The organism is Psychromonas sp. CNPT3 (assembly GCF_000153405.2).
Classification (GTDB): Bacteria; Pseudomonadota; Gammaproteobacteria; order Enterobacterales; family Psychromonadaceae; genus Psychromonas.
Map to the genome: position 1 here is coordinate 2,886,875 of NC_020802.1, position 26,758 is coordinate 2,913,632.

General features: G+C 40.7%; 20 protein-coding genes and 1 tRNA gene. 5 read left to right on the forward strand and 16 right to left on the reverse strand.

Annotated features, from left to right (window positions below; translation table 11 throughout):
• Positions 1-288 precede the first annotated feature (288 nt).
• From PCNPT3_RS14205 to selB, 3 genes are all read left to right on the forward strand, one after another.
• A tRNA-Sec gene (locus PCNPT3_RS14205) sits at positions 289-380 on the forward strand.
• Between the two features lie 319 nt (positions 381-699).
• Entirely contained in the window at positions 700-2,064 is a 1,365-nt protein-coding gene (selA, locus tag PCNPT3_RS12710) for an L-seryl-tRNA(Sec) selenium transferase (RefSeq protein ID WP_015466254.1), read from the forward strand.
• 5 nt (positions 2,065-2,069) lie between these two features.
• Positions 2,070-3,953, forward strand: a complete 1,884-nt coding sequence (gene selB, locus PCNPT3_RS12715) for a selenocysteine-specific translation elongation factor (protein ID WP_015466255.1) — start codon at positions 2,070-2,072, stop codon at positions 3,951-3,953.
• 81 nt (positions 3,954-4,034) lie between these two features.
• On the opposite strand, the gene PCNPT3_RS12720 is transcribed toward selB, so the two are convergent.
• The 16 genes from PCNPT3_RS12720 to hypA all read right to left on the reverse strand — a co-directional run bounded on the left by PCNPT3_RS12720 (position 4,035) and on the right by hypA (position 23,205).
• Positions 4,035-5,264, reverse strand: a complete 1,230-nt coding sequence (locus PCNPT3_RS12720; RefSeq protein WP_051043815.1) for a sulfurtransferase — start codon at positions 5,262-5,264, stop codon at positions 4,035-4,037.
• Positions 5,265-5,339: 75 nt separating this feature from the next.
• A complete protein-coding gene (gene fdhD, locus PCNPT3_RS12725) occupies positions 5,340-6,197 on the reverse strand; it encodes a formate dehydrogenase accessory sulfurtransferase FdhD (RefSeq protein ID WP_015466257.1) in 858 nt (285 codons plus the stop codon).
• Between the two features lie 231 nt (positions 6,198-6,428).
• Entirely contained in the window at positions 6,429-8,645 is a 2,217-nt protein-coding gene (locus PCNPT3_RS12730) for a sigma 54-interacting transcriptional regulator (RefSeq protein ID WP_015466258.1), read from the reverse strand.
• Positions 8,646-8,833: 188 nt separating this feature from the next.
• Complete coding sequence (gene fdhF, locus PCNPT3_RS12735; RefSeq protein ID WP_083900345.1) at positions 8,834-10,981, reverse strand: formate dehydrogenase subunit alpha; 2,148 nt, start codon at positions 10,979-10,981, stop codon at positions 8,834-8,836.
• 81 nt (positions 10,982-11,062) lie between these two features.
• The gene (locus PCNPT3_RS12745; RefSeq protein ID WP_015466261.1) at positions 11,063-11,593 is read right to left on the reverse strand and encodes a 4Fe-4S dicluster domain-containing protein; all 531 of its coding nucleotides are present in this window, start codon (positions 11,591-11,593) and stop codon (positions 11,063-11,065) included.
• A gap of 355 nt (positions 11,594-11,948) precedes the next feature.
• Positions 11,949-12,668 carry a hydrogenase maturation peptidase HycI gene (gene hycI / locus PCNPT3_RS12750; protein WP_015466262.1) on the reverse strand — a complete coding sequence of 240 codons (720 nt, stop codon included), beginning with the start codon at positions 12,666-12,668 and terminating at the stop codon, positions 11,949-11,951.
• 1 nt (position 12,669) lies between these two features.
• On the reverse strand, positions 12,670-13,200 hold the full coding sequence (locus PCNPT3_RS12755) for a formate hydrogenlyase maturation HycH family protein (protein WP_015466263.1): 531 nt from the start codon (positions 13,198-13,200) through the stop codon (positions 12,670-12,672).
• Between the two features lies 1 nt (position 13,201).
• The gene (locus tag PCNPT3_RS12760) at positions 13,202-13,987 is read right to left on the reverse strand and encodes an NADH-quinone oxidoreductase subunit B family protein (RefSeq protein ID WP_015466264.1); all 786 of its coding nucleotides are present in this window, start codon (positions 13,985-13,987) and stop codon (positions 13,202-13,204) included.
• A 9-nt stretch (positions 13,988-13,996) separates the two neighbouring features.
• Entirely contained in the window at positions 13,997-14,617 is a 621-nt protein-coding gene (locus PCNPT3_RS12765; protein WP_015466265.1) for a formate hydrogenlyase complex iron-sulfur subunit, read from the reverse strand.
• 27 nt (positions 14,618-14,644) lie between these two features.
• The gene (locus PCNPT3_RS12770; protein ID WP_015466266.1) at positions 14,645-16,378 is read right to left on the reverse strand and encodes a hydrogenase large subunit; all 1,734 of its coding nucleotides are present in this window, start codon (positions 16,376-16,378) and stop codon (positions 14,645-14,647) included.
• Between the two features lie 96 nt (positions 16,379-16,474).
• On the reverse strand, positions 16,475-17,941 hold the full coding sequence (locus tag PCNPT3_RS12775) for a hydrogenase 4 subunit D (RefSeq protein WP_269571686.1): 1,467 nt from the start codon (positions 17,939-17,941) through the stop codon (positions 16,475-16,477).
• A gap of 6 nt (positions 17,942-17,947) precedes the next feature.
• Positions 17,948-18,901: a respiratory chain complex I subunit 1 family protein gene (locus PCNPT3_RS12780; RefSeq protein WP_015466268.1), complete on the reverse strand. Its 954-nt coding sequence runs from the start codon at positions 18,899-18,901 to the stop codon at positions 17,948-17,950.
• On the reverse strand, positions 18,901-20,910 hold the full coding sequence (gene hyfB, locus PCNPT3_RS12785) for a hydrogenase 4 subunit B (RefSeq protein WP_015466269.1): 2,010 nt from the start codon (positions 20,908-20,910) through the stop codon (positions 18,901-18,903). Before hyfB ends, PCNPT3_RS12780 begins: the two co-directional genes overlap by 1 nt.
• A 1-nt stretch (position 20,911) precedes the next feature.
• Positions 20,912-21,529, reverse strand: coding sequence for a 4Fe-4S dicluster domain-containing protein (locus PCNPT3_RS14470; protein ID WP_015466270.1), 618 nt, complete (start codon positions 21,527-21,529; stop codon positions 20,912-20,914).
• Positions 21,530-21,798: 269 nt separating this feature from the next.
• Positions 21,799-22,860 (reverse strand): hydrogenase nickel incorporation protein HypB, encoded by a 1,062-nt coding sequence (hypB, locus tag PCNPT3_RS12795; RefSeq protein ID WP_015466271.1) that lies wholly within the window; start codon positions 22,858-22,860, stop codon positions 21,799-21,801.
• Positions 22,861-22,863: 3 nt separating this feature from the next.
• Positions 22,864-23,205, reverse strand: coding sequence for a hydrogenase maturation nickel metallochaperone HypA (hypA, locus tag PCNPT3_RS12800; protein ID WP_015466272.1), 342 nt, complete (start codon positions 23,203-23,205; stop codon positions 22,864-22,866).
• Positions 23,206-23,585: 380 nt separating this feature from the next.
• Here hypA and PCNPT3_RS12805 point away from each other — a divergent pair, with 380 nt between their 5' ends.
• A complete protein-coding gene (locus tag PCNPT3_RS12805; RefSeq protein WP_015466273.1) occupies positions 23,586-24,158 on the forward strand; it encodes a HupE/UreJ family protein in 573 nt (190 codons plus the stop codon).
• 34 nt (positions 24,159-24,192) lie between these two features.
• Positions 24,193-26,721 (forward strand): carbamoyltransferase HypF, encoded by a 2,529-nt coding sequence (gene hypF / locus PCNPT3_RS12810; protein WP_015466274.1) that lies wholly within the window; start codon positions 24,193-24,195, stop codon positions 26,719-26,721.
• Positions 26,722-26,758 lie beyond the last annotated feature (37 nt).

Genomic DNA, 26,758 nt, shown 5'->3' on the forward strand with positions numbered 1-26,758 from the left:
TTCTATTGCCTTATACGTAGCCAATCAAAAAAAACAGCGCCCAAAAGCAGTTAAAGTGGCAGAGTGCTATTACAAATCCTCAAATCCTCAAATCACGGGATTATTCTAAATTAAAACAGCCTAGTGAACGATGATAAATAGACTCTTCGGCTTTTTAATTAAACAAAGCCTTTGTGGATTTATAACAAAATACATTGATTTAACGCAAGATTAACCTATAGGTAACTCTTTATGATAAGCCCTAGCATAATTCTGCTTGTTTTTTTGAGAAGCAGACGTTAAAAAGATGGAAGTTGATGAGGTCTGGTGGCCTTCTCGGTCTTCAAAACCGATGTAAGCCGAATAGGCTTTGGCAAGTTCGATTCTTGCCTCTTCCGCCAAATAGCTAAACTCACTCAAATCGATCTGAAAATGATCGTAATGAGATATTTATAGCAAAGAAATTAATTAAGTTTTCATGTATTGCGCAGAAAAAATTAACACTAGCAAGGCGTGAGTTGCAGGAGATAGTTGTTCTCACTTCAAAACTCACAACGCAGCTAGGGATAATTTCAACAAGCAAGACGGGTAACCTTTTTAGTTCCTTTGGTATTATTGCCTATATCCCAACTATTAACCGCCACATTGAGACTTTCTCTGCGTGATAGCATTATGATTAGGCTGGCGCTCTAAACGAATAATCGCATATAGGTAAATCTTATGACCTCTCTCTCCTCTACTATTAATTATCGATTACCTCAAATTGAAAAAGTTTTACAACTACATGAACTTCAATTTTATATCAATAGTTTAAGTCGCCCTATTGTCACTCGTTTAATACAAAAAGAGTTAGATTCTATCCGCCAATCGGATGAATTTAAACAGCAAGGTTGTGATGCTATCAACGTCATAGAGCGTATTGTGTCTCGTTGCTCTCAAACTCAGTATAAGAAACTGCAACGCGTGATAAATGCAACGGGTACGGTGATCCACACTAATTTAGGAAGATCTCCTATTAATGCTGAGATTTGGGACAGTGTTCGTGGTATTAATATCGGTTATAACAACTTAGAGCTACAAATTTCATCCGGAAAACGAGGCGGACGTAAAGGTATCATGGGTGAATTATTACAAGCACTAACCGGCGCCGAAGATGCTGTGATCGTTAATAATAATGCCTCTTCGGTTTATCTGATTTTAGCCGAGCTTGCAAAGGGTAAAGAGGTGATTGTTTCCCGCGGTGAGCAAATTCAAATTGGAGGAGGATTTCGTATTCCCGATATTCTCGCTTTAACGGGCGCAAAAATGGTTGAAGTGGGTAGTACCAATATTACCACTGCAGATGATTATATTAACGCCATCACGCCCGAAACCGCATTAATACTGATGGTGCATCAATCTAACTTTACAATTCAAGGGTTTACTGAAAAACCAGATATTGCCGATGTCGCCAAACGCCTGCCAGCACATATTATTTTAGCGGTTGATCAAGGCTCAGGCCTTAGCAATGAGACGCTTTCACAAAGTGAGATATGCATTGCACAGTACATAAAATGGGGCGCTGATTTAGTGTGTTTTTCTGGCGATAAGATATTGGGTGGACCACAGTCTGGTATTATTTGTGGTCGTCATGCTTTGATAGCTTTACTTGAAAAAAATCCAATGATGCGCACATTTCGACCAAGTCGTATTATCTATTCCTTACTCGAAGCATTACTTATCAAAAAACTCAATAAAGCTAATTCGGGTAAAGGCATCGCCCAACGAACCATTGACGATCAGCAAAACATCCATGACAAAGCTAAGCGCTTAGTCGCCCTTTTTCCGCAATACTTAACCTTAAAATCACTGCCCTTAGTCATTGGCGGTGGCACCTTACCCAATACACAATACGTATCAACAGGTGTCTCGATAAAATGTGAAGGGCACTGCGCTGAAGCAATAAGCAGTGCACTGCGCCAAGCGCCAAATCCCATTATTACCACCATTAAAAATGCTGAGGTTCTTTGCCATTTAGCAGCAGTAAATGATGATGATTACCTTATTTTGCAGCAAAAACTGCAATTGTACTTTCAACAATTATGAAGACTATGAGCCAAAAAATACTTTCGACGTATCATGCTTCTATTGGCATTATTGGCCATGTTGATCATGGAAAAACGACGCTTATTCACGCGCTTACCGGCATTTTAACGGCCAGAGAGCACGAACAAAAATGCGGTATGACCCAAGATCTTGGTTTCGCTTATTTTTGTGATCCACAGGGTAACAATATCGGCATTGTTGATGTCCCGGGCCATGAACGTTATATCCGTAATATGGTGTCTGGCATTGCCAATTTAAACGCGGTGATCTTAGTTATTTCTGCGACGGAAGGTTGGATGCCAATGACCACTGATCATGTGCAAATTGCACAAGCATTAGGTCAAACCAATATTATTATTTGCATCAATAAATCAGATTTAGTCTCAGAGAAAGAGCTCCTTGTATTAGAAGAGATCGTTTTAGAACGTCTTATGGACATGACAGATATTGTACCCGACATTGTTTGCGTCTCAGCGCGTACAAAAAAGGGCATAGATTTACTTAAAAATCTCATTATCAAAGCAGTCTCGACTTCTGCATCAGAACAATCCATACAGCCTCAATGCCCCGATAATAAAGAAAATAGCATTCCAGCTCGGCTTTATATTGATCGCAGTTTTACTATCAAAGGCATTGGCACAGTCGTAACCGGTACGCTGGCACAAGGCACTCTTAATGTTAATGATAAAGTCTACATCGCCTCTTCTTCTATAAAAAATCAACAATCACAAGCGTTTAAAGTGCGCAGTTTACAATCTTATCATCAACAATGTGACACAGTACAAAGCATCAGCCGTGTGGCCATTTGTTTAAAAGGTGTCAAACGTAAAGATATTAAACGCGGGGATTGTTTGATGTCTGATGCAAGTGCCTGTGAAATGACCGACCAATTGATTGTACGGCTCTCCGATAGCATCAAATTTGTACCTAAATTAAAAAGTTATAAAAACATTGAAATTTCGTTAGGCAGTTGGCATGGATATGGGCAGCTTATCTACCTTAAAGACACAAACCTTGTCCGCCTAAAACTAAGCCAACCTGCCCCTGTTTATTTTGGTCAACCTATCGCATTAATTCGCCATGGTGGCAGTACGTTAATTCATGGCGGTTTTATTGTGTGGACGTCAGAGGTTACCGGATTTTTACGACGTAAGTTATATCACGTTCTAAATACCCTTAGCTTACCGATTAAAACGCAACAATGCGCTCAAATACAGTTTTCACTGCGCGGTTATATTGAGCGTAAAGACATTGCTAGCAACGCAATCACTAGCAACATGATAACTCATCAGCAATGGCTTCTTGATAAGCAGTGGCTAGAGACGCAAACAGAGCTGATTAAAACTCATTTGTTCAGTGCTAATGTTGCCATGGGAAGTGCCGAATTAAGTCAGCATTTACACCTCGATATACAAGCCATTGAGGTGCTCACACAATATTTGAAAACACAAAAAGTGATGCATTTAAGTTACGCTAAATGGGTGTTAGGTGATGGCGATTCTGAAGATGATCTCAGTGCTGACGCGCAGAGCTTCTTATCGATCATTCGCGATAAAGGAAAGGCAGGGTTTGAATTAAGTAAAGAAGATCTTACAACTGCTGAAAAAGCACAACTTCGAAACCTTGCTCGCCTCAAATATATCGTACACATCGAAGGCGATATTTATTACGATCAGCTACTCTACCGCACTTTAATAAAAGCCATTATTGCAACGCATGTAAAGGGCGATAGGATAAATATGAATGATATTAAAGAGCGCAGTGGCTTAAGTCGCAAATACGCAATTCCACTCGCTAATCGCATGCAACAAGATGGCTGGGTTCGGCGCCAAGAAAATGAGCGCATTATTTTAAAAGCATACAGTGAAGAAACTCTTATTATTAAATAATACGTTTCACGAAAAAAGGGCTAAGATTTTTAAATCTTAGCCCTTTTTTGTAGGTGATGAGATATGCGCTTAAATTGGCATTTATAAAACAGGCATTCCTGTCTCAACGGGTCTTTGACTGTCCATACTCCACTGAAACCAACCGCCATCAAATAAACTGATGTTTTTCCATCCCATCATATAAGCATAAAGAAAAACTTCTGATCCACGCCAGCCAGTACCACAATAAAAACTGACTTTTTGATCTTCGCGTATATTCCATTGTTGCCATTTAGTCTTAATTTCATCTGCACTGCGCATTGTGCCATCCGGGTTTTTAAAATCATCTAAATTATTCGCATCACGGCCACCTTGGCCCCATTTGGCACCCGCAATCCGCCCTTTAGGCTTAATATAAGCATAACCACTGATCTCACCCTTGTATTCAAGCCAACTTCGTACACTCACAACTGAATTTTTCTCTGCATCGTTGAGCATCGTTTTCAATTGTTTGATATTAGTAATGTATTGCGGATAAACAGGTATGGTTACGCCAAAATCAACCGATTTAACATGCCGACTTTGCCCCGCTTCGCTTGGTAATTTTTGAGCGAGCCATGCATCCCAGCCACCATCAAGTAAACGTACGTCTTGCACGCCCGCATACATAAGTATCTGCGCAAGACGCGCTGCACTTAAATTAAGTCGGCCGTAAAGCACCACCGTACTATTATGCGTGATACCTAATGCTTCTATTTTTTCTTTTAACTGCTTTAAGGGCACAATATTCCAAAGTGGTTCAACTTCAAAATCATTAGTATTTGCGTAACGGGCACCTTTTACGTGCGATGCGATAAAATGTGTCATATCATCACGCCCCACTTCAAGTATGACTAAATTATCTTTTGGCGCTTCTGAAATTGGTTGAACACCTGCCGAATAAATCAGCTTATTTAACCAATTAGCACTGACTAATGTCCGAAAATATGGCAATGCTATCAGTTGATGACTATCGTCATCCAATGCTTGGGTTCGGATCTCAACCGTTTTAAAATCAAGCTCTAATAGTTGCTGTTGCAGTTTTTTTGCGTCTGAATTATTACAATATATTTGTGTGGGTTTATCTTTATCTAGTTTTTTTTGATTGAGAAGAAAATGTTTTCTTTCGCCTAGCGACATTCTCTCTAACCATTGAGGACGCACATTGATAGCACCAGGTAAGTGTCCACCGACGCTCATCCCTTGCTCTGGCCAGCCATTAAAAAATTCACTTGCTCGGCAGTCTATTATCTGAAAAGGGACTGAAATCGATGTAAAGGTTGCGGGAGTCATTAACAGTGAAACTGAAAGTTGAAACGTAACAAGTACTTGTTGTTTTTTGGTGCTAAAAACATAATGTTTTCTCTATTAATCGATAAACTCAATTCGCTCTGCGTGTGTATATAAATTCATTCGCCCAATTCGGCAATAACCGGCTAAGGTAAGATTTAAGCTACGGGATAAATCGACAGCCATACTCGTTGCGCCTGAAATAGCTAAGAGTATGCCAACATTGGCCGATGCTACTTTTTGAACCATTTCAAAACTGGCGCGACTCGAAATTAAAATAGCCCCATTTTTATAATCGGCGCTTAAATAATGTCCAATTAACTTATCTAACGCGTTATGCCGACCAACATCTTCACGAATAGCCAATATTTCACCTGTCGATGAAATATAAGCGGCAGCATGCGTCGAACCTGTGATCTGATTGAGCAATTGATGCTGTTTGAAGGAAGATAAGGCACGTTGTACAGCGCTATATGGTAACGAAGTGATATTTGAAACGGGCGTCACCGGACGCACCACATGTTGCAAACTTTCAGTGCCACAAATACCGCAACCGGTTCTGCCACTCATATTGCGACGCGCACGTTTTAAACGTTCAAAGTGTCTGTTTGCTAATGTCATATGTACTTCAATACCATTGCATCCGATCACAACTTCAATATCATGAATATCCTTTACGCTATCTATAATACCTTCTGTCACCGAAAAGCCAATGGCTAAATCTTCAAGATCCGTCGCACTACACATCTGCACGGTATGCGCGATACCGTTATAGATCATTGCCACTGCTGTTTCGACTGCAAGCTCATCATTTTCTGCCTCAAAAACCTGACCATCATGAAAGCGCAAACACGGATAAGTAGTGCAGGTTGATGACGTAAGAGAGATGCTATCAACAATGGGCAGTAGCACAGATGGGGAGTTCACTTCGTTCATTTACAATGGCCTTTTCTAAATTAAAATATACTGATACATGTACTTATACCAAAGGAACTAAAAAGGTTACCCGTCTTGCTTGTTGAAATTATCCCTACCTGCGTTGTGAGTTTTGAAGTGAGAACAACTATCTCCTACAACTCATGCCTTGCTAGTGTTAATTTTTCCTGCGCAATACATGGAAGCTATATTAATTCCTTTGGTATTAAACGCTGATAACTCAGCGTTTAATTATATAAGATCATTCGAGGTGATACCCAATCGTTGCATGCGCGATAATAGCGTAGTGCGTTTTAAACCTAATCGATGCGCCGCGCCTTTAGGTCCGGCGACAATGCCATTGGTTTCTTTAAGCACCTTAATAATCTGCTCTCGTTCCATACTTTTAACAGATTTAACCGCACTAACATTCTTCGGTATTGTGTTTTCCCCGTACAGATCTACGGTATCAGGAAAACAACCAGCTTCCTTTTTCGTGCCATCTTGAACACACAGCGGGCTAGGATCGATGTCTGGAAAATACTCTTTTAACTCAGACATCGGCAGATGTAATACTTGCCCTTTATTCATAATAACGGCCCGTTCTATCACATTTTTTAGCTCTCGAACATTACCTGGCCATGGTAAAGAATAAAGAATACGTAGCGTTTCAGGAGAGATACTTTGAATATCTCGATTCATTTTTTTAGAAAAAAGTTGCGTAAAATGTTTTGCCAGCAGAGGAATATCTTCACGGCGCTCACGTAAAGGCGGAATACGAATAGGAAAGACGTTTAAACGATAATATAAATCACGACGGAAAGAATTATCTTTAACCATGCTCAGTAAATCACAGTGTGTGGCAGCAATCATACGAACATCTACGGGTATAATAGTATGCTTACCAACACGCTCTATTTCGCCTTCTTGTAAAGCGCGCAACACTTTAGGTTGCAACTGCAAGGGCATGTCACCAATTTCATCGAGAAAAAAGCTACTTTTATGAGCTTCTTCAAAACGCCCGACTTGTTGATTCACCGCCCCCGTAAAGGCGCCTTTTACATGTCCAAATAAATCACTTTCGAACAAGCCAGAGGGTACTGCAGAGCAGTTCATCTTGACCATTTTTTTATGACTACGATTGCTGGCATTATGGATCATGTTAGCAATCATTTCTTTACCCGTACCCGTTTCACCTAATATCAACACAGTGCTATCACAATCTGCAACCATTAATACCCGTTGAAAAACCTCCCGCATCGCTTTACTTTGACTAATTATACCGCCAAACATTGCCTTACTTTGTTCAGTTTTATCTACTGACATTAGGTCTTTTGGCGTCGATTTCATCATGAATTTGCTACTGTTCTGAAAGTAATTGATCGCAACAGAAATACGCGCAGCTATTTGCTTAAGCAAATCTAAACGCTCTTCAGAAAAATATTTCTCCGCTCGATGTCCATATTTGATAACACCTAATACTTGCTGGCGAAATAATAACGGAAACACACATTCAGAGCTCAATTTATGAGACATGTAATGATCATCAACATGTAAAAATTTATGCTTAAGAAGCGGATAATCAGAGCGACTTAATTGCAATGTTTTTTTAGATTGAATAACATGTTCTTCCATCGTTTTTGCTTTGGGTTTTTGACTCTCTATATACTGTGCTTTACCCTCTTTACCTTGGTTAACTTCATGGCAACTTAGGCTTTCACTATCCGACGAAAATGACATAATACTGATAAATTCAATACCAAAATGTTCTTGTAAGTGCAAAAACAACACGGTCGCTAAACCTTCGAAGTTTACTTGTCCGATCACTGCTTCAGTGACCTCTACAAGGACATGATTATGCAAGGAATTCCCTTCTAAAGCAGCATCTACATCCGCCCTATTTTCCTCTACACTTAAGGGCTTAGCATAACCAAGTAATTCGTCTTGGAATCCATAATGATGATTTAAGTTACCATCGAATATTTTCGCTAAAACAAGAGAAACAACAGTCGAAATTTGCTCTAAATCACTAATTCCTGATGCACTCAGTGGTGCTATATTAACGACTTCTATTTTACCAATATAACGATTAAATGCGCTCAGTGGGACGTGATATATACTGTGTGCATTAGAGAAGTTTTTGAGATGTGAATAATCGTTAAACTTGTCAGTAAACGTTTTTTTATCATAAGTTTGATATTTTTTTACAAGGAGAACACCATTAGGTTTTGGATCTATTTCAAGCCGGCCTAATTGTAATGAATTTACTTTATTTTCTTCAGGGTAAAATAAAATATGGTTTTTTTTATCAGCATGATAAATAAGAAGGTGAACCGATTGCAAAGATTCAGTAATAGCCGAAAGAGTATTCAGTTTTTTAACTAACTCTTGAAGGTTATTCGCTGTACATAAGTGCGCAAAAATGGGGCTTATTTTATCATTCGGGGCAAACTCATCATTTAGATGCATAAATCTCGCTATCAAATACCAATTTAGGATGGGCATTATAATGAGGTTTTTTTTATAAGATTTGATCTTACGCAATAAATCCATAATATTGATATGGTTTTATATATGTAAATAAAAAGTCACTGCCTTTCATAAATGACAAGCAGTGACTTTTTTAATAAAAATAGCGTTATTCCTTAAGCGGAAAACTATCCTTTAGCTGCATTACGAAGCTTGGTACGTAATGCACTATACTCAACTTGAACGTGATTTTCAGCCCAACTTTGATCTTCTATTTTCTCAACTTTCACCGCACAGTATTTATACTCTGGCGTACCGGTGATTGGGTCAAGGTGTTCAATAGTGAGTTCATTACAAGCACCTATCCACCATTGATAAGTCATGTAAACAGCCCCTTTATTGATACGTTCGTTATAGTTAACGCGCGTGATCACTTTTCCTCGTCGAGATGAGATCCAAAGCAGTTGCTGATCTTTCATGCCATGTGCTTTTGCATCGGTTGGATGCATTTGAACATATCCAGGTTCATCCGCTAATGTTTGCAACGCAGAACAATTTCCCGTCATTGAACGACAAGAATAATGACCCACTTCGCGCACCGTTGATAGCACTAAAGGATACTCACGATCAGGCAATTCTTGGGGTGGACGCCACTCTGAAGCAAACAACTGTCCGCGTCCATTTTCAGTGGTAAATTTGTTTCCTTCAAATAAGAATGAAGTCCCCAAATCATGATCACCTTCATCGGTACATGGCCATTGCACATTTTTTAAGCCATCCATTTTATCATACGTTGCACCCGCAAAATCAGGACATAAACTACGAATTTCATCCCAAATTTCATTGGTGTTTTCATACGACATTGGATAACCCATTGCCGTTGCCATTAACGAGAAAATTTCCCAGTCAATTTTTGTTCCAGCAGGTGGATTTATCGCTTTATTAAAACGTTGGAAACCACGATCAGCACAACTATAAACGCCCTCATGCTCGCCCCAACTCGTCGCTGGGAAAATGACATCTGCCATAGCAGCCGTTTGCGTCATGAAAATATCTTGAACAATAACAAGATCAAGTTTACCCATCATTTCACGAAAGGCAGCTAAATCTGCTTCGGTTTGAGCGGGATCTTCACCAAAGATATAGTAAGCCTTCATTTTGCCGTCATGAACTAAATGGTTCATGTTGGTTATTTTATCGCCTTCTTCCGCTGATAACGGGACGCCCCATTTACTCTCAAATTTTTCACGAACAGCCTCATCCGTTACTTTTTGGTAGCCCGGGTAGATATTAGGTAACATACCCATATCACAGGTACCTTGTACATTGTTTTGTCCGCGAACAGGACCACAACCTACGCCTCGACGACCGAAGTTACCGGTGATAAGTGCAAGACTTGCAAGCCCTTTTACCACATCAACCGCTTGTCCGTATTGTGTTACTCCCATTCCCCAAAGGATCATAGATTCAGAAGCACTTGCATATGTACGCGCAACGCGGCGAATATCTTCAGGTTCAAGACCGGTAATAGAGGCCACTTTTTCAGGTGTATATTCACTGATGATCTTTTTATATTCTTGCAAACCATCGGTATATTTATCGATATATACTTGATCCTGTAAATTTTCAGCAAAAATTGTATTAGCCAATGCATTAACAAGGGCCATGTTAGATCCATTCTTCAGTTGTAGCCATTGATCAGCTACGCGTGCACTTTCAATCTTACGAGGATCACAGACAATGATTTTTGCACCATTGGCTTTGGCCTTAAGAATATGTTTTGCCACAATAGGATGTGAATCACCCGCGTTATAGCCAAAAATAAGTAAGCATTTTGCATGTTGTATTTCAATAATGGCGTTGCTCATTGCACCGTTACCTACAGTTGTCTCCAGACCGGAGACTGATGGAGCGTGTCACACCCTAGCGCAGTGATCCACGTTATTGGTACCAATAACCGCTCTCGCAAACTTTTGCATCACAAAGTTTGCTTCGTTACCAGGTCCGCGTGCACAACCGGTGGTCATGATCGCATCAGGACCAAAGTTTTCTTTGATTGATAATAGACGAGAACTGGCAAATTCAATGGCTTCATCCCAAGAAACTTTTTCCAATTTCCCGCTTTTTTCTCGACGGATCATCGGGCTTTTAAGACGTGGAACTAAAAGGTTTGTATCATTGAGAAAATCCCAACCATAATATCCTTTGAGGCACAATTCACCTTCATTATTACGACCATTGGCCGCCTCAGCACCTACCACTTTACCGTTTTCAGTCAGTAAATTTAATTTACATCCTGTCCCGCAATATGGGCATACTGTTAGTGTTTTTTCCATTTAAAAATCTCACTTTTATCGCTTTATTTTTACTTCAATGACACATAGCGTCATGAACTAATAGTATTAAAAAGAAATCACTTAACCGGCTGCGCATGCTGCCGCCAATTGTTTTTTCTTATTCATTTCATCTAAATCTTCAGACGTTACTAAACGTAACGCGTTGGTTGGGCAAACTTGAATACAAGCAGGACCGTCATCACTATGTGCACATAAGTCACACTTGAGCGCTAGAGATGTTTGTTTTTCTTCTTTGAACAACGACGATTCTGCGCCTGTGGAAATCGTAGCTGTCACCACCGTCATTGCCCCATAAGGACACGCGACCACACAACTCTTACAGCCAATACAAAGCTCTTGAATAACTTTAATATGATTGTCTTCAGAAATAATCGCGTTATTAGGACAGGCTTTAGCACAAGGAGCATCGTCACATTGACGGCATAATATAGGTGTCGAAACATCTAGCGTTTTAACCACCGTTAAACGTGGCACAAAGTTTTTCTCTGTTAGCGTATAACCTGATCCCTGTTGATGTGAAATAACACAGGCGATAGTACAAGTTGTACAGCCAATACACAGATTAGGATCCGCATAAACAAATTTATTCATGATTTAACCTTTTCTTAACTCAGAGATTCTTATTTAACAAAAATAGACTGAATGACCTCAGAATATTTCTGCTGATTTGCTATCATTAATAGCAAATCATTTTTGCATAAACCGTGCCAATGAAACCATATCAAGAAATATATATAACCGACTGAATTTAAAGTTAAATTTAGATTGCTCATTAAAGTCGGTAATATTAAATATTAAATATCGACAGTCGTTAATTTGATTTCGTCATTAGTGTCGACAGTAAAAAAGACAAGGAATATACGATCTTCTCGCGATAGCGAGGGAATGAAAGGCTGACATTTCAATTCGTATCAGCATGTTCATTGTCTTGAAAAATAAACACTTGCTACTCAGACCAAGCGCTCGGTAATAACGCATCTACCTCGTTCACTTTTTGCAATGCTTGATAGATCTCTTCCACCGCACTTTTTACCATTTCAGTCATCGGAAAAGAAAAAGCAACAATCGCCGGCTGAACGCCAATAAATTCAACTCTTGGAATAAACAGTTTAAGCTCATCAAGTAAGAAATTTAAAGGTAGAGAATGCGTCGACATGATGAACATATCCGCAATCGTATCAGGATCAATAATACGCACAGTGCCCGCTTTTTCAGACATCTCTGCAGCATCCACGAGCACCAACATTTTTGGCTGTAAACGACGTAAAATATGAATGTTATCCTCCGGGATAGTGCCTCCATCAATAACAACCCAGCCTTCTATTGGTAACGTCATCATCTTTTGTGCTAAACAAGGGCCCGCACCATCATCACCCATCATACTATTACCGACGGTTAGTATTACTTTTTCGCAAGGCTTATCAAACAACGCAAGATCCTGCATTGCGGCGCTCGCGCAAGAGGGGGTTATCCCACTGGTGATCCCTGCCATTGCCATATCAGCCATGGATAAATCGACAATAGATAAATTAGCCGACACTGTATTTTGTGCCTGCAGAGCTAAAAAATCCGCATCATGGGAGAAACCCGCATCAAAAGATAGCGTGCTCAATTGAGTACCCTTTGCGTCTTTTTTACCTTGCACTTTTCCAAGTTGATTTCGCATATTATCTATCTCTTATCATCATATACATGGTTTGTTCATGATAAATCGCAGTCAGTACTTTAATAAATGCGTCCGTCATCGTCTGCTCTTTCGTACTCATTTTAGCTTTATCAAGTGCAGAAAAAGCACACGCTAGCATGTGTATATGATCGGGATAAATGGTGATCTCACCAAAGGTAAAATAACGGATCATCTTTCGATGTGCTTCCGTGCTTGGATCAAGCAAATTTACCCATTTTTTATACTCTGTCGTCGTCGCTTCAAAAGCTACTTCTAAACAATCCACAATTCCCAGATGATGCCCAATTGCTAACGTGTAATACAACACTTGTTTAGCTTCTTCAGGCACATCAAATCGTTCATCAACAAATTTACGTTTTAATGCATAAAAAAGCACTTTACCCGTATCGCGTTTTTGCGTTGCCTCTTTATATATTTCGCTGCTCATAACTTGCTTATCAGGCATCGAAACTTGTTCATCTTCAGGTGTCAAAGCCGGTTTTTGCACTATATCTGTCGTTACATTAATCATATTAACCTCGCATAAACGCGAGCGCTTCATGATGTAATATTTTAATGATCTCACTAATACGTGGATCGTTTCTTTCTGACAAAAAGTCTTTTAAATTAGCATCAATCGTCTCGGCGGTGCTCTTAGCGAGCAAGGTCATAAACTCATCGGCTAAAATTCCCCCTTGACGGTATCCAGAAAGAAGGCGCGCTTCGCGTTCAATAATTGTTTTCAACGCCAGAGGAATACCTAAATGTTGCAGCGTTGCTTTTTCATTTTCAGATTCACTGTGACTACGCGACTTTAATTTTTGATCTAGCAAACCTAATGCCATTGCAAATCCGTAAATGGTGGCAGCTGGCGTAGGTGGACAACCTGGAATATAAACATCAACAGGCACTATTTTATCAGTGCCCCCCCAAACGCAATAAAGGTCGTGAAAAATACCACCATCACAGCCACAGGCGCCATAAGAGATAACAATTTTTGGATCGGGCGCCGCTTCATATGCACGTAAAGCGGGCATACGCATGGCACGCGTCACTGCGCCTGTAAATAATAAAATATCTGCATGACGCGGTGATGCGACAATTTTAATACCAAAACGCTCTGTATCAAAAACAGGTGTTGTTGCTGCAAAAATTTCGATTTCACAGCCATTACAACCACCACAGTCAACACGGTAAACATAGGCGGAGCGTTTGATCTCTTTGAGTAACGTCTTTTTTAATTTTCGTACGTTAGCATCTTCTACAACAGGGATCGTTTCTGTATGATCATTGCCAACTAATGACTTAATTCCTTTCATGTTTTTACCCTACTCGCCTTGATTACTGCATTCATCTTGAGATGTTTTATGCGCAGATACTGCGTTTTCTAAACTATCCTTAGCTAATGCATCATGAAAATATTGCCCATGAGAAAGATTCTTGCTATCGAGCATATTCGCGCTACGACAACAGCTTGGGCAGGTGTTTAATAGTTTACTTAAGCGTGGATCATCGCTATCTAGACCGGACTGTAAGAGTAAGTCATGGACGTAAGATACCGCTTTAGTGGGAGCATATGCCTCACCACATTCAGCGCAATGAGCTAGCGTAAAGTTAGCTTCTTCATACAAATCGGCTTTGTTTGTAACGGCCAATTCAAACTCTTGCGATAAAGTGATGGCATTTGTTGGGCACACCTCTTCACAGCGACCACAGTAAATACAGCGCGCAAATGAAATTTCCCAACGGCGCAAATTATTTTCCGTATCGGTTTCCATAATTAATGCATTCGCAGGGCACGCTTGAGTACATGCAGCACACGCAATGCATTGCTCAGGATCATGCTCTGGCTTGCCACGAAAATCGTCGCACACTTCAAGCGGTGCAAAAGGATACTGGATGGTGCTATGAGTACCTGCTTTTGCTATGGTTTTAAATAACTTAAACATGGATTTGCCTTAATTCTTAGTGACAGCCTACTTCAATGGCGAGTTTTTACGTTCAATACTGTAACGTTCGATTTCTTTATACGGTATTGTTTTGCTTGTTCCTTTTTTCTTATCAATAATCGTTACCCTGTCTGTACATGAATAACAGGGATCCAAACTACCAATGATTAAAGGTGCATCCGATACCGTATTACCACGTAGCATATAACGCAGTGTCGGCCAGTTTGCATAGGTCGCAGCACGACAACGCCAGCGGAATAATTTTTGGTTATCACCGGTCATACTCCAGTGTACATTTTCACCACGAGGCGCTTCTGTAAAGCCCAATGCAAATTGGAACGGCTTATAGGTAAAACCTTCTGTCAATAAAGGACCTTCGGGTAGATTTCCTAAGCCATACTCGATCATATTGAAACTATCTAATAGCTCTTTTATACGCACTAAAAGACGCGCTTCAACGTCACAGGTATTTAACGTTTGAATTTCCATCGGCATATCAGCATAAGCTTCGACACTATCACCATGTGTACGACGTACATCACGAGCAAAACCACTACCACGCACCATCGGACCAACAACACTAAAGTTACGTGCGATTTCAGGCTCAAGACGCCCAATTCCTTTCAAACGTTGATCAATATTTGGCGTGCTTAATAGCATTTCCACAAGATCTGTGAACTCTTTACGAATTTCACGAATTAATTTAATACCTTTAAGACGGTGTTCTTTTTGAATATCGCGACGTACTCCGCCAATCAGGTTTAAGCCATACGTTTTACGCGCGCCGGTTAATAATTCAGCAAGCAACATGGTTTTTTCACGTACGCGGAAAAATTGCATAAAGCCCGTATCAAAACCGACAAAGTGACTTGATAAGCCGACGTTGAGCATATTACTGTGCAAACGCTCGACTTCGAGTAATACAGTACGGATCATCTTCGCACGGGGTGGCACTTCAATGCCCAATGCATTTTCAACCGAATTGGTGTAACCAACACTGTGAGTAAACCCGCAAATGCCACACACGCGATCCGTTAAAAAGGCGACTTCGTTATAACCCATACGCGTCTCTGCCAATTTTTCCATACCACGATGCACATAAAACATACGATAATCGGCATCGATAATATCTTCACCATCAACGAATAAACGGAAATGCCCAGGTTCATCGGATGTAATATGCAAAGGTCCGAGCGGAATAATACGATTACTTTTATCACCAAGCTCATTATCAAATGCGTATGTTTCAGATTCTGTCGTTGGCATTGGGCGCTGGCGATAATCCATTGCATCTTTACACAGTGGATGTAAATCTTCAGGCCAATCATCAGGTAGAACAAGACGTCGCTGATCAGGAAGACCAATCGGTCTTAAACCAAACATGTCACGAATTTCTCGTTCGCCCCACACTGCAGCAGGTATCACTGGCGTAATTGAAGGAAACTCTTTTGTTTCAGCATCAACATGAATTTTCACCATGATCCAACATTTTTCATCACCTTCCATCGACAAAGTATGATAAACCGCGAAATAGCCACTTAAGGTGCGTTCATCGTTACCAAACGAAACACTTAGCCAACCATCTTTTTCAAAGTACAACCATTTCATGACCTCGATTAATGCCGTATCTTTTACCGTGATCAATATTTGGTTATGTGTACGCCACTCTTCTTCTAAAATCGCATTTGGAAAAAAGTGATGTATTCCAGCAATATAGCTACTGCCTATTTTACCGTTGTTTGGAGTATTTTCTTCTAACATAATCAGTTCTATCTCTATTCTTAATTTTTTAAATTAACAGGTTCGGTTGCATATAAGTTATTGATTGTTATGCATAACGCATAACAACCACTTACTTTAACTGAGCCACGTTGATGCTATAAAGCTTGAAAACACCGACATAATAATCAAAATCACAATCACAATTTTCATTGATATCGGTAATGGGGATGCTTTTTGGACCGCTTCAGAAGGATTTCCGAGTACCGTTTTTCCGAACCAGTAAAGGAGCCAACCAAAACTTGCCACTGATTCCAGCAATGCAATAAGCATGACGGGTATTAACCAAGGGTGTTGTTGAGATAACTGAAATCCCGCTTCAAATAACGGGAATTTACTGAAAAATCCATTAAAGGGGGGAACGCCACTTATCGCTAGCGCCGCGACGCCAAATCCAACGGCTAAAAGAGGTGAAGTTTTAATAATACCCTTCAGAGAAGGCAGCATGCGAGTACCACAGGTGTAACCCAATGAACCAGCGACCAAGAAGAACAGGGTCTTAGCAAAGGCATGATTAAAGATATAGGCGACAGCACTTTCTAGTGCGAGATGTGATCCAAATATTGACAGTGACAATGCAAGGAAAATATACGCAAGTTGCGTGATCGTTGAGTATGCGAGCAAGCGTTTCATATCTTTTTGTGGTAAATACAAAATAAAGCCGTATAGCATTGTTAAAATCGCCCCAATCACGCCAATTACACCGATAATGTGTGGGATTTCACCTGCCGACAAAATAGCACGCGCAAAAATATACACGCCTATTTTTACCATTGATGCAGCATCTAAATAAGCACTCACCGGGGTCGGAGAATCCATCGTTTCAGGTAACCAAAACTGCAAGGGTAATTGTGCAGATTTACCCCAAGCGGCGAGCATGATACCTAAAAATACAATGATTTTGGTTTGATCGCTCAGCTGCGCCAGTGCAGTGATCGAGAAGGTCCCCGTTTCTTTAAACACGATAACGGTTGCGACAAACAAACCTATCGACGCAAAATGTGTCACTAATAATGCTTTTAACGCAGATTTAAGTGACGTTGCTTTTTGATAATAGCCAATTAACGCCCAAGAGCAGACACTGGTGATTTCAAAAAATAATAATTGGCCGACGAACGTTGATGACAGTACTAAACCTGCCATTGCACCGATAATGATAAGCAAAAATGCGTAATAACGCGGTTTAGCCTCATGCGGATGTTCTCGATTACTTTCGGTCATATAGCCAAGTGAATAAATATTCACTAAAAATCCAAGTATGACGACCGCTATTACGGTCAGAGTACTGACGGCATCAAAAGTGAAGCCCAAAATTTCAGTATTATCTATGTGAAATAAGGTGTAATGCAGTGTACTTTGCCCGCTCGAGCGGTAAAGAAAAGCTAAGACAAGTACCCCAAATGCAGCGATACCCGCAAAAATCTGAGATACCCATTTTGCCAGCGGAGCGGCAACCAACATAGTGATAATTGCCCCCAAAAAAGGCAATAATATGGTCAGAAGGGCCACATTTTTCATTAAAGCTAGGTTTTCCATAATATTCATCAGCCTCTATATACCTGTCAAGTAGAACAAGAATCCAAGCACCGCGATCCCAAACCCTATCCAAGTCAATTCGTGCGTTTGTACGTAACGAACACGTGCCATGCTGTTTTCCAACACACTTGCAATGCTGAAACACACAAATAACTTAACTAAAAGCCATAACGTCGCGATGAGTAAAGCAGACACAGTAAGCGTGTCGGCTTTGCCAAAGGGAACGAAAATAGCAAGAAATAACATCACTACAACCATTTGTTTTAAGCCAAAACCAATTTTCATCAACGCTAAACTAGAGCCTGAATATTCCGTCATAGGACCTTCTTGTAGCTCTTGCTCTGCTTCTGCAACATCAAAGGGCAATTTACCCATTTCGATAAAAATAACAAATGCACAAGCGGCACCTGAGACCACAGTTGCAACCGGCATACTCCAAGGGAGTGTTGCCAATGTATTGCTCATGTTACCTAAATCGGAAGAGCCCGTGATAAGTGCCACGGTGAAAATAGATAAAATTAAGATAGGCTCAACAAGTACGCCCAAGGTTAACTCTCGACTTGAGCCTAAACCGGCAAAAATACTCCCGGAATCTAAACCTGCCAATGCAAAAAAGAAGCGGAAAATAGCAAATAAATAAATATCGGTGATCACATCTCCTGCGATAGGAAACGGTGAGTGATTGGTCACAGCGGGCATTGCCATTGCAACGAGTGCCATGGTAATAATTAACACCCAAGGTGTGATAGCAAAAATAATGCCTGAAGGTGAAGGCGCGACATCTTGGCGACGCAGTAATTTATATAAGTCACGATAATCTTGAAGTATACCGGGACCTTGTCGTGAGTGCATTTTGGCACGGATCACACGGGATAAACCAGTAAATAACGGAGCGAGAGCGACCATTATTAAAGCTTGAATAATAGCGAGAGTTATCATCCCTAAGCTTGGGATCTCAAGTCCTTGCATTATTTCACTCCTAAATAAAATGGAATTAACATTAATACAACCAACGCAATAAGCAGATAGAGGCCATAAAATAGGACACTACCCCCTTTCATGCGTCGCAGCATACGTGTCATTGGGCTAACAAGATGATCCTCAAAACAAGCTTCGATCGCGACTGCAAAGGCGGTCGTTTTGAGTAAGATACAAGTAAAGAGACCTGCTGGATCTAATTTTTCTCGTAATGTATAAAGCGGGGCATACATAGCGCGAAGCGTACATGTAAAGCTACCCGCATCTACGCTCATACGCTGCTCATAGCCATAGCCACATGCCCATGGATCATTACTATGTCGACGTTTGAGTTTCTGACCTTTAAAACATGTAATGAGTGCATAAGGGATAAGTAGCAATAGTAATAATGAAATTGCAATAATAGGGGCTGACAAAATAGCTTGGTGTGCAATACCCGGCACGAGCGCAACGCCCTGTGATACCGTCACCTCTACACCGCCTTTTACTAGGCTTGCAGCGACGCCTTTGATAACAGGTGCTATCCAAGGCGATCCAATACCAAGTACAATACACATAAGTGCAAGTAAACTTGTGCCTATTAGCATTGCAATAGGCACTTCTGTTGCGTTAGTACTCGCTTTGCTTTTTGGCGCGCCGGCAAAACATACGCCGTACACTTTAACAAAACACATGCAGGCGAGAGCCCCAGTTAAAGCTAACATCACCACCGCAATAATACTGCCAATCGACATCATTAAATCACCTTGACGGCCCATGGTCAGTAGTGATTGGTAGATAAACCATTCACTAATAAAACCATTTAATGGCGGTAGCGCTGAAATCGCCATCGTACCAATTAAAAAGGCTATCGCGGTGTAAGGCATTAACTTACCAAGCCCTCCCATTTTATCCATGTCTTTAGTATGCAGACGAAAGACTATCGAGCCGGCACCCAGAAATAATAAGCCTTTGAATACAGCGTGATTTAACATGTGGTACAACCCACCTAATAAACCAATTGTCGCAAGTACGGGATGATGTGTTGCAATGCCCACCATACCGACACCGACACCCATTAATATAATGCCGACATTTTCAACCGTGTGATAAGCCAATAAACGCTTAATATCATGTTCAGCCAGGGCGTAAAGTACACCTAAAACGGAAGATACCGCGCCGAAGGCTAATACTAGATACCCCCACCATGGCGTATCTGCACCGAGAAAATCGATACTGACTTTAATGATCCCGAAAATACCAATTTTAACCATCACACCCGACATTAATGCCGAGGCATTAGAGGGAGCCGCGGGATGCGCAAGAGGTAACCAACTGTGCAGAGAAATTATCCCCGCTTTAGCGCCAAAGCCAAAGAAAGCCAGTAAAAATACTATCGAAGCCATGCCGGATGACAAATTCGCCGTGCGGAAATCTTGAAAATTTAAACTCCCTGTCGCGCGGTACAAAATGAAGAAAGCGATCATGATCAGCACCGACCCTGCGTGCGCAATCAAAAAATACTGTAAGCCCGCATTGATCGACGTTTCTTTTTGTTCCGATATAACCAAAAAGTAAGACGCGAGCGACATCATTTCAAAAAAGACAATAAAATAAAAGGCATTCTCTGAAACAACGAGTGCAACCATGGATGCAATAAAAACATTCATGAAGAAGCCCATTGCCCATGCACCTTTTCCTTTATATTCTTGCATATAAGAAAGGGAGTAAATGCTACAAGCAATCACCACTAATGAAATAATAAATACCATTAATGATGACAGTGGATCGAGGCGTAACATGCAATCTGCAAAGTAAAAAGGGGATGAGATTTGATAACTAATCGCATCACTGCCAAATAATACAGGTAATGAAGCACATACTCCCAATACACCACCAAGGGTCGAAACAACGCCAGAAAGAGCAATACCAATCGATTCCTTCGATGAGAGAAGAAGTGATATAACGCCGGCAACGACATACAGTGCGATGGATGCAAATAATAGATTAAAAGAAACCATATTATCTCTCCTCCAAAATCATGTGGGTAAGCAAAGAGCCCGCATTAGCTGCATCATCTCGCTTTTGCTTTTGCATCGCTAAGGTATTCTCGGGATCTACGAGGAATAATGCTTTGGTTGGGCACGCTTCAATACAAGCAGGTCCACCTTCAAGGTGTGCACAAAGATCACATTTAACCGCAATATTTTTCACCCCAGGTTCCCATGCTAAAATATCATTACCAAAACAGCTGGGTGATGAGGTCGTCGGATTACTTGTTCTTACATTTGAAGGGATATACGTATCATAGGCATGCGCAAGTCCGACACCTCGACTACCACTAAACGTAATTGCGCCAAAAGGGCAAGCAATCGAGCATAATGTGCAGCCAATACAGAGACTTTCATTAATATGAATACTACCATTTACATGGGTGATAGCATTTACGGGGCATACCGTCGCGCAAGGAGCGTCTTCACAGTGGCGACATAACACAGGTGCTGTCGCATCTTTATTTCGTGTTACGGTTAACCTTGGGTGGGCTTGCAATCCGATAGTTTTATGAGTGGTTGAACACGCAGCCATGCAGGTATCACAACCAATACATAACTTCGGATCAGCAATTACAAAGCGATTCATAATTAACCTTAGTTAATGAGTAAAATTAGGAAATTCACACCTTATAAGCAAAAATCAAACCAACTTTTAAAATGCCCCAATAAAGACATTAAGCCATTGTTTTTAATAACAAAAAAAACAAAATCATTAACTAAACAGGATGTTCGAAATACCTTTTTCGACATATGTGACGAGACAGTACGCAGTGTGACGAAGGTGACACTTAGACATAAAAAAACCGCCACTTCAGAAGTGACGGTTTCATGATTATATTGAGTGACACAACGTTTTTAATTTTCTTTTAGCCAATCTAGCCACTCTTGCATACCCTCACCTGTCGTCGCAGATAAAGTGATCACCTTAATATAAGGATTCACTTTTTTAGCGTTAGCAATACAAATATCAACATCAAACGTGACATAAGGTAGAAGGTCAATTTTATTAATGATCATCAATTGAGAGGCTGCAAACATATTGGGATATTTAAGAGGCTTATCCTCCCCTTCTGTCACCGATAAAATGGCGACTTTATATTTTTCACCGAGATCAAAGCTCGCGGGGCACACTAAATTCCCCACATTTTCGATAAAAAGCAAACCTCCCTTACTAAGTTGTAATTGATGATAAGCATCATGCACCATCTTCGCATCTAAATGACATCCCTTACCCGTATTCACTTGCACGGCAGGTACTCCCGTCGCACGTACGCGATCAGCATCATTAGAGGTTTGTTGATCACCTTCAATTACCGCACAAGCACGATCCGCTTGAATAATATGCAACGTTTCCGTTAATAACGTCGTTTTACCCGAGCCAGGACTTGATACAAGATTTAATACAAGTTGCTTCTCTTGCTTAAAATGCGCTCGATTATGTTTGGCTAATTGATTATTTTTATCTAAAATATCGGTTTCAATTTTAAGTAAACGACGTTGGCTAATACCTGGAACATGTACACCTGCTTCACCACCGCCATAATGTAAATCATTTTTTTCATTGCGCGTGGCTTTAAAGTTATCGCTCTTGTCGAGAGTGCTTTCTTCGTGCGTATGATGAGGATGAGCATGGTGGTGCTTATAATGGGCCTCTGCATGAGAATGTTGATCTGCGTGAGAGTGCCCATGAGCCTGATGCTCTGTTGCACCTACGTAATAATGGTGATGATGAATGATAACCTGTGTCGCTGCAGGATAATGATGGTGCACCTCATCTGCCCGTTTATGTTGCGATCTATATTCATTTAATTCTTGATAAGATCCCTCATGCTCATGTCTATCTTCATCATGTCGCACATGAGAATGATGATCATGCCCTTCGATTTTAGTGTCCCCACATCCACAGACTCCACACATATTTTATTCTACCTCTATTTCTTTAACACGTAATTCCTCACCCTGAATCACTTGTAATTGAAAACCATCGCAATTTGGGCAAGCATTACCACGCTGGTTTAAAATGACGTCTGTTGCGCAAACAAAGCAATATGCTTGGCCCGCGACAGACTCTATATGTAATATTGAATGTTCAGCAATGGTATCTCTTGCTGCTATTTCATAACAAAACTCAATGGTCCCTGCTTCAATACACGACAGAGCCCCTATTTCTAACCACACGGCAGTTACTTTTTTAAAACCTTGATTTTTAGCCGATTCGACCACCAAATTAACGGTATCTAGGCTAATAGACATTTCGTGCATACGGATCCTGATGTGTACAGTAGTAATTTATAGCTGCATTAAAACACTTAATTTCCGACTCGAAGTTGACACTAATCAAAACAACTACGGTAAATCGCTAAATTTTTAAGCTTATAAAATACGCTTTAAATTCAATCATACAGAGGCGCCGCCAAAGGTGTCGACATACGATCATAAATGTCGACACCTTACATGATCACTTTGAAAGCTGGCAACATAACCCTTATAAAACAACGTGATACAGCGAGCTTTATCTTATTTTATATCTGGCATGAATCATGCTAATTGTGTAGTTAACTTTTGACAGTGTTTAAATCGTTTTCGATCCCGCTATCGTAATAACCTATCTAACATTGACTCGTACTTTCTAAGGATCTCAAATGAAAAAAACAACCCTCGGCATGATCACAATGAGTGCACTTTTATTATCACCCCTTGCATCCGCTCATGTGGGCGCTATTCATCTTCATAATTCATGGCTAGATGGCGTTATTCACCCTTTTACAGGTTTAGATCACTTAACTTTGCTACTGGCTATCGGTGTTATGGCGCAACATTTAAAAAACACTAAAAAATCGTTGATAATGATGGCGACAACAGTTGCCCTTATGCTCTCAGGTTTAGCGTTAGGCGCTCATTTTACAGGCGCCAGCGTTGAAAGCCTTATTGCTGGCTCTTTGTTTGTTGCTGCATTTGCCTTATGGGGACAAGCGCGAACAGCAAGTGACTTCAAAAAAACATTGCTTAACGTCGTATCTATTTCCTTTATCTTATTCCACGGCTGGGCACATGGCACTGAATTTAGTAGCTTGAGTTTAAGCGCATTTGCCCTCGGCATGTCTTGCTCTGCCATTATTATTATGTCTATCGGCTTTTACTTATCACGTTTTATTCCAACAAAAATCTTAGCAAAAATGACCGCCGTTTGTGGTGTGATCGTTAGCTTTGCTTAAAATTTTAAGCACATAAACTCGGTGAATAATCTACATGAGTAAAAAAGAGGCACCTAAACTACAAACTCGACGCTTAATTGAAGTCTGCGGTATTGTACAAGGTGTCGGCTTTCGACCTTTTATCTATCTCCTTGCCAAGCAACATCAATTGCAAGGCTGGGTGCTTAATCACCCCCAAGGCGTGCACATTGACGTACAAGGCCCAGAAAATGAGCTTGATATTTTTATCAAAAATATCCGCCAACAAGCGCCACCATTAAGTCAGATTGATAGTATCACTTGCAAATCATCTGCCGTGCACAGCCTCGATGATATGCCAAAGCCAGGTGTATTTTCGATACGTCAGAGTAGCCTCTCTTTAGCAAAAAATAAGAGTAACGATACGCAATTTAGCACCCATATTTCTGCGGATTTTAGTATATGCAATGCCTGCTTAGACGATATTCGCGATCCAAATAGCCGTTATTATCGTTACCCTCTTACTAACTGCACACACTGCGGACCACGTTTTAGTATTATCAACGCATTGCCTTACGACAGAAAAAACACCTCTATGGCCGATTTTGTAATGTGCCCTGAATGTTTGCAGGCTTATGAAGATCCCGCCAATCGGCGCTACCATGCACAACCTATCAGCTGTCCCCGTTGTGGCCCTCAAATTCAATGGAGAATGTCAGACGGGAGCACTTCGCCAAGCTCAGATTCGATGCAAGTATTACAAAAAGCTGCGAGCGCTATCCGCGCGGGTAAGATAATTGCCATCAAAGGCATTGGAGGTTTTCATTTAGTCTGTGATGCCAGCAATCAAAAAGCGGTTAACAAATTACGTATCAGTAAAAATCGCCCCCTTAAACCTTTGGCAATCATGGTTAAAGATCGCACGCAAGCACAACATTATGTGCAAGGCGGAGAAGCCGAATGGGCGCTGCTTGGATCACAACAACGCCCGATAACATTACTACAAAAACATGATGCTTTATCTCTGCAATCAGTGTCGAATAAGCATAACAAAATACTTGATTTGGCGAGTAATATCGCCGAAAACGTACCTTATTTAGGTATCATGCTACCGTACACACCATTACATTATTTGTTATTTGATCATATTGAAAGCGCGCTTGTCTTCACCAGTGCCAACTACTCAGGTCAGCCAATATTAATAGAAGGTGATGACGTTGCCACAAAATTTCAGCACTGCATTGCAGGGTTTATCGATCATCCAAGAAAAATAGTTAATAGCTGTGATGACAGTCTCGTGCATTTTTCAGGTGGGCAACGTCAAATGTTACGCTTAGGACGTGGCTTCGCCCCCTATTATTTCGCATTGCCGAACACTTTAACGCAACCCGTATTAGCGACTGGCGCACAACAAAAAGTCAGTTTTGCCCTTGGCGCGCCACAAAATGAAAAGCAAAGCCAAGCGCTTATTAGCCCTTATATCGGCGACTTAAATAATTTAGAAATGCAGCAAGATTATCAACATCGCGTCATGAGCCTTACATTGCTACATCAGATTAAAGTGGCTCATTATTGTTGCGATAAACATCCAAGATATGCCACACATCGATGGGCACATCAGCAAGTAAATGATAACTCTGCTGATATTAGCACTGTGCCACATCATTATGCGCATGTGTTATCGGTGATGGCAGAGTACCAATTGCAACAGCGTGTATTAGGTTTTAGTTTTGATGGGACAGGCCTCGGAGATATCGATAGCACACAACACGCGCATAATCCTTTAACGCCAAGTAAAAACTGTACATTATGGGGTGGCGAAGTATTGATCGCCGATATTAAAAATAGCCATCGATGCTACTCATTAAAAGCATTCCGTTTAATTGGTGGGGAGCAAGCGATCACCTCACCGGCTCGTTTATTATTTGCTCTTTTACTTGAATATTATTCGATAAAGCAAATCCAAATGATGCACTTAAGTGCGTTCGAAAAATTAGGCGCGCATCAATTAGAAAATTGGCACGTACTCTGGGAAAAAGGGATTAATAGCCCCTACACCAGTTCAATCGGCCGTTTTATTGATGCCTATTGCGCTCTATTAAGCGGATTAGAAACAATCAGTTTTGAAGGTGAATGCGGATTATTACTCGAGCAATTAGCATTAAATGAAGGTAATAAAAATGCGCTTAGCAAACGAGAAAAGTCTGCGCCTCTGTTTACTCTCAATGCAGGTGAATTTGATTTTCTGCCTTTACTTAAACACGTTATCGAGCGTTTAACGGCAGATAAAAGCACCTCTCTATATCAACAAGGTGCGTCATTATTATTTACACAATTAAGTGCTTTAATTATCACCATCAGTGATCAATATCCGACGCTTCCCATCGTATTGTGTGGTGGTGTATTTCAAAATCGAGTATTAATGGACTGCGTTTTGAGCCAATTAAAGAGGCGCAAAAAAACCTATTACGTTAGCCAAACTATTCCCTTAAACGATGGCGGTATTGCAGCCGGTCAACTTTGGTTTGTCGCCCATAAAAATACGTTAGAAAATAAACTAAATACTAAAAAAAAGATGAGAGCTGTCCCAAACAATAGTGAATAACGATCACTCGGCAGACTTAACTATTTAACCTTTAACA

Excerpts from the sequence above, each read along its gene's own strand:
- selA (WP_015466254.1), top strand. The coding sequence starts at position 700 with ATGACCTCTCTCTCCTCTACTATTAATTATCGATTACCTCAAATTGAA.
- selB (WP_015466255.1), top strand. The coding sequence starts at position 2,070 with ATGAGCCAAAAAATACTTTCGACGTATCATGCTTCTATTGGCATTATT.
- PCNPT3_RS12720 (WP_051043815.1), bottom strand. The coding sequence starts at position 5,264 with ATGACTCCCGCAACCTTTACATCGATTTCAGTCCCTTTTCAGATAATA.
- fdhD (WP_015466257.1), bottom strand. The coding sequence starts at position 6,197 with ATGAACGAAGTGAACTCCCCATCTGTGCTACTGCCCATTGTTGATAGC.
- PCNPT3_RS12730 (WP_015466258.1), bottom strand. The coding sequence starts at position 8,645 with ATGCATCTAAATGATGAGTTTGCCCCGAATGATAAAATAAGCCCCATT.
- PCNPT3_RS12745 (WP_015466261.1), bottom strand. The coding sequence starts at position 11,593 with ATGAATAAATTTGTTTATGCGGATCCTAATCTGTGTATTGGCTGTACA.
- hycI (WP_015466262.1), bottom strand. The coding sequence starts at position 12,668 with ATGCGAAATCAACTTGGAAAAGTGCAAGGTAAAAAAGACGCAAAGGGT.
- PCNPT3_RS12755 (WP_015466263.1), bottom strand. The coding sequence starts at position 13,200 with ATGATTAATGTAACGACAGATATAGTGCAAAAACCGGCTTTGACACCT.
- PCNPT3_RS12760 (WP_015466264.1), bottom strand. The coding sequence starts at position 13,987 with ATGAAAGGAATTAAGTCATTAGTTGGCAATGATCATACAGAAACGATC.
- PCNPT3_RS12765 (WP_015466265.1), bottom strand. The coding sequence starts at position 14,617 with ATGTTTAAGTTATTTAAAACCATAGCAAAAGCAGGTACTCATAGCACC.
- PCNPT3_RS12770 (WP_015466266.1), bottom strand. The coding sequence starts at position 16,378 with ATGTTAGAAGAAAATACTCCAAACAACGGTAAAATAGGCAGTAGCTAT.
- PCNPT3_RS12775 (WP_269571686.1), bottom strand. The coding sequence starts at position 17,941 with ATGAATATTATGGAAAACCTAGCTTTAATGAAAAATGTGGCCCTTCTG.
- PCNPT3_RS12780 (WP_015466268.1), bottom strand. The coding sequence starts at position 18,901 with ATGCAAGGACTTGAGATCCCAAGCTTAGGGATGATAACTCTCGCTATT.
- hyfB (WP_015466269.1), bottom strand. The coding sequence starts at position 20,910 with ATGGTTTCTTTTAATCTATTATTTGCATCCATCGCACTGTATGTCGTT.
- PCNPT3_RS14470 (WP_015466270.1), bottom strand. The coding sequence starts at position 21,529 with ATGAATCGCTTTGTAATTGCTGATCCGAAGTTATGTATTGGTTGTGAT.
- hypB (WP_015466271.1), bottom strand. The coding sequence starts at position 22,860 with ATGTGTGGAGTCTGTGGATGTGGGGACACTAAAATCGAAGGGCATGAT.
- hypA (WP_015466272.1), bottom strand. The coding sequence starts at position 23,205 with ATGCACGAAATGTCTATTAGCCTAGATACCGTTAATTTGGTGGTCGAA.
- PCNPT3_RS12805 (WP_015466273.1), top strand. The coding sequence starts at position 23,586 with ATGAAAAAAACAACCCTCGGCATGATCACAATGAGTGCACTTTTATTA.
- hypF (WP_015466274.1), top strand. The coding sequence starts at position 24,193 with ATGAGTAAAAAAGAGGCACCTAAACTACAAACTCGACGCTTAATTGAA.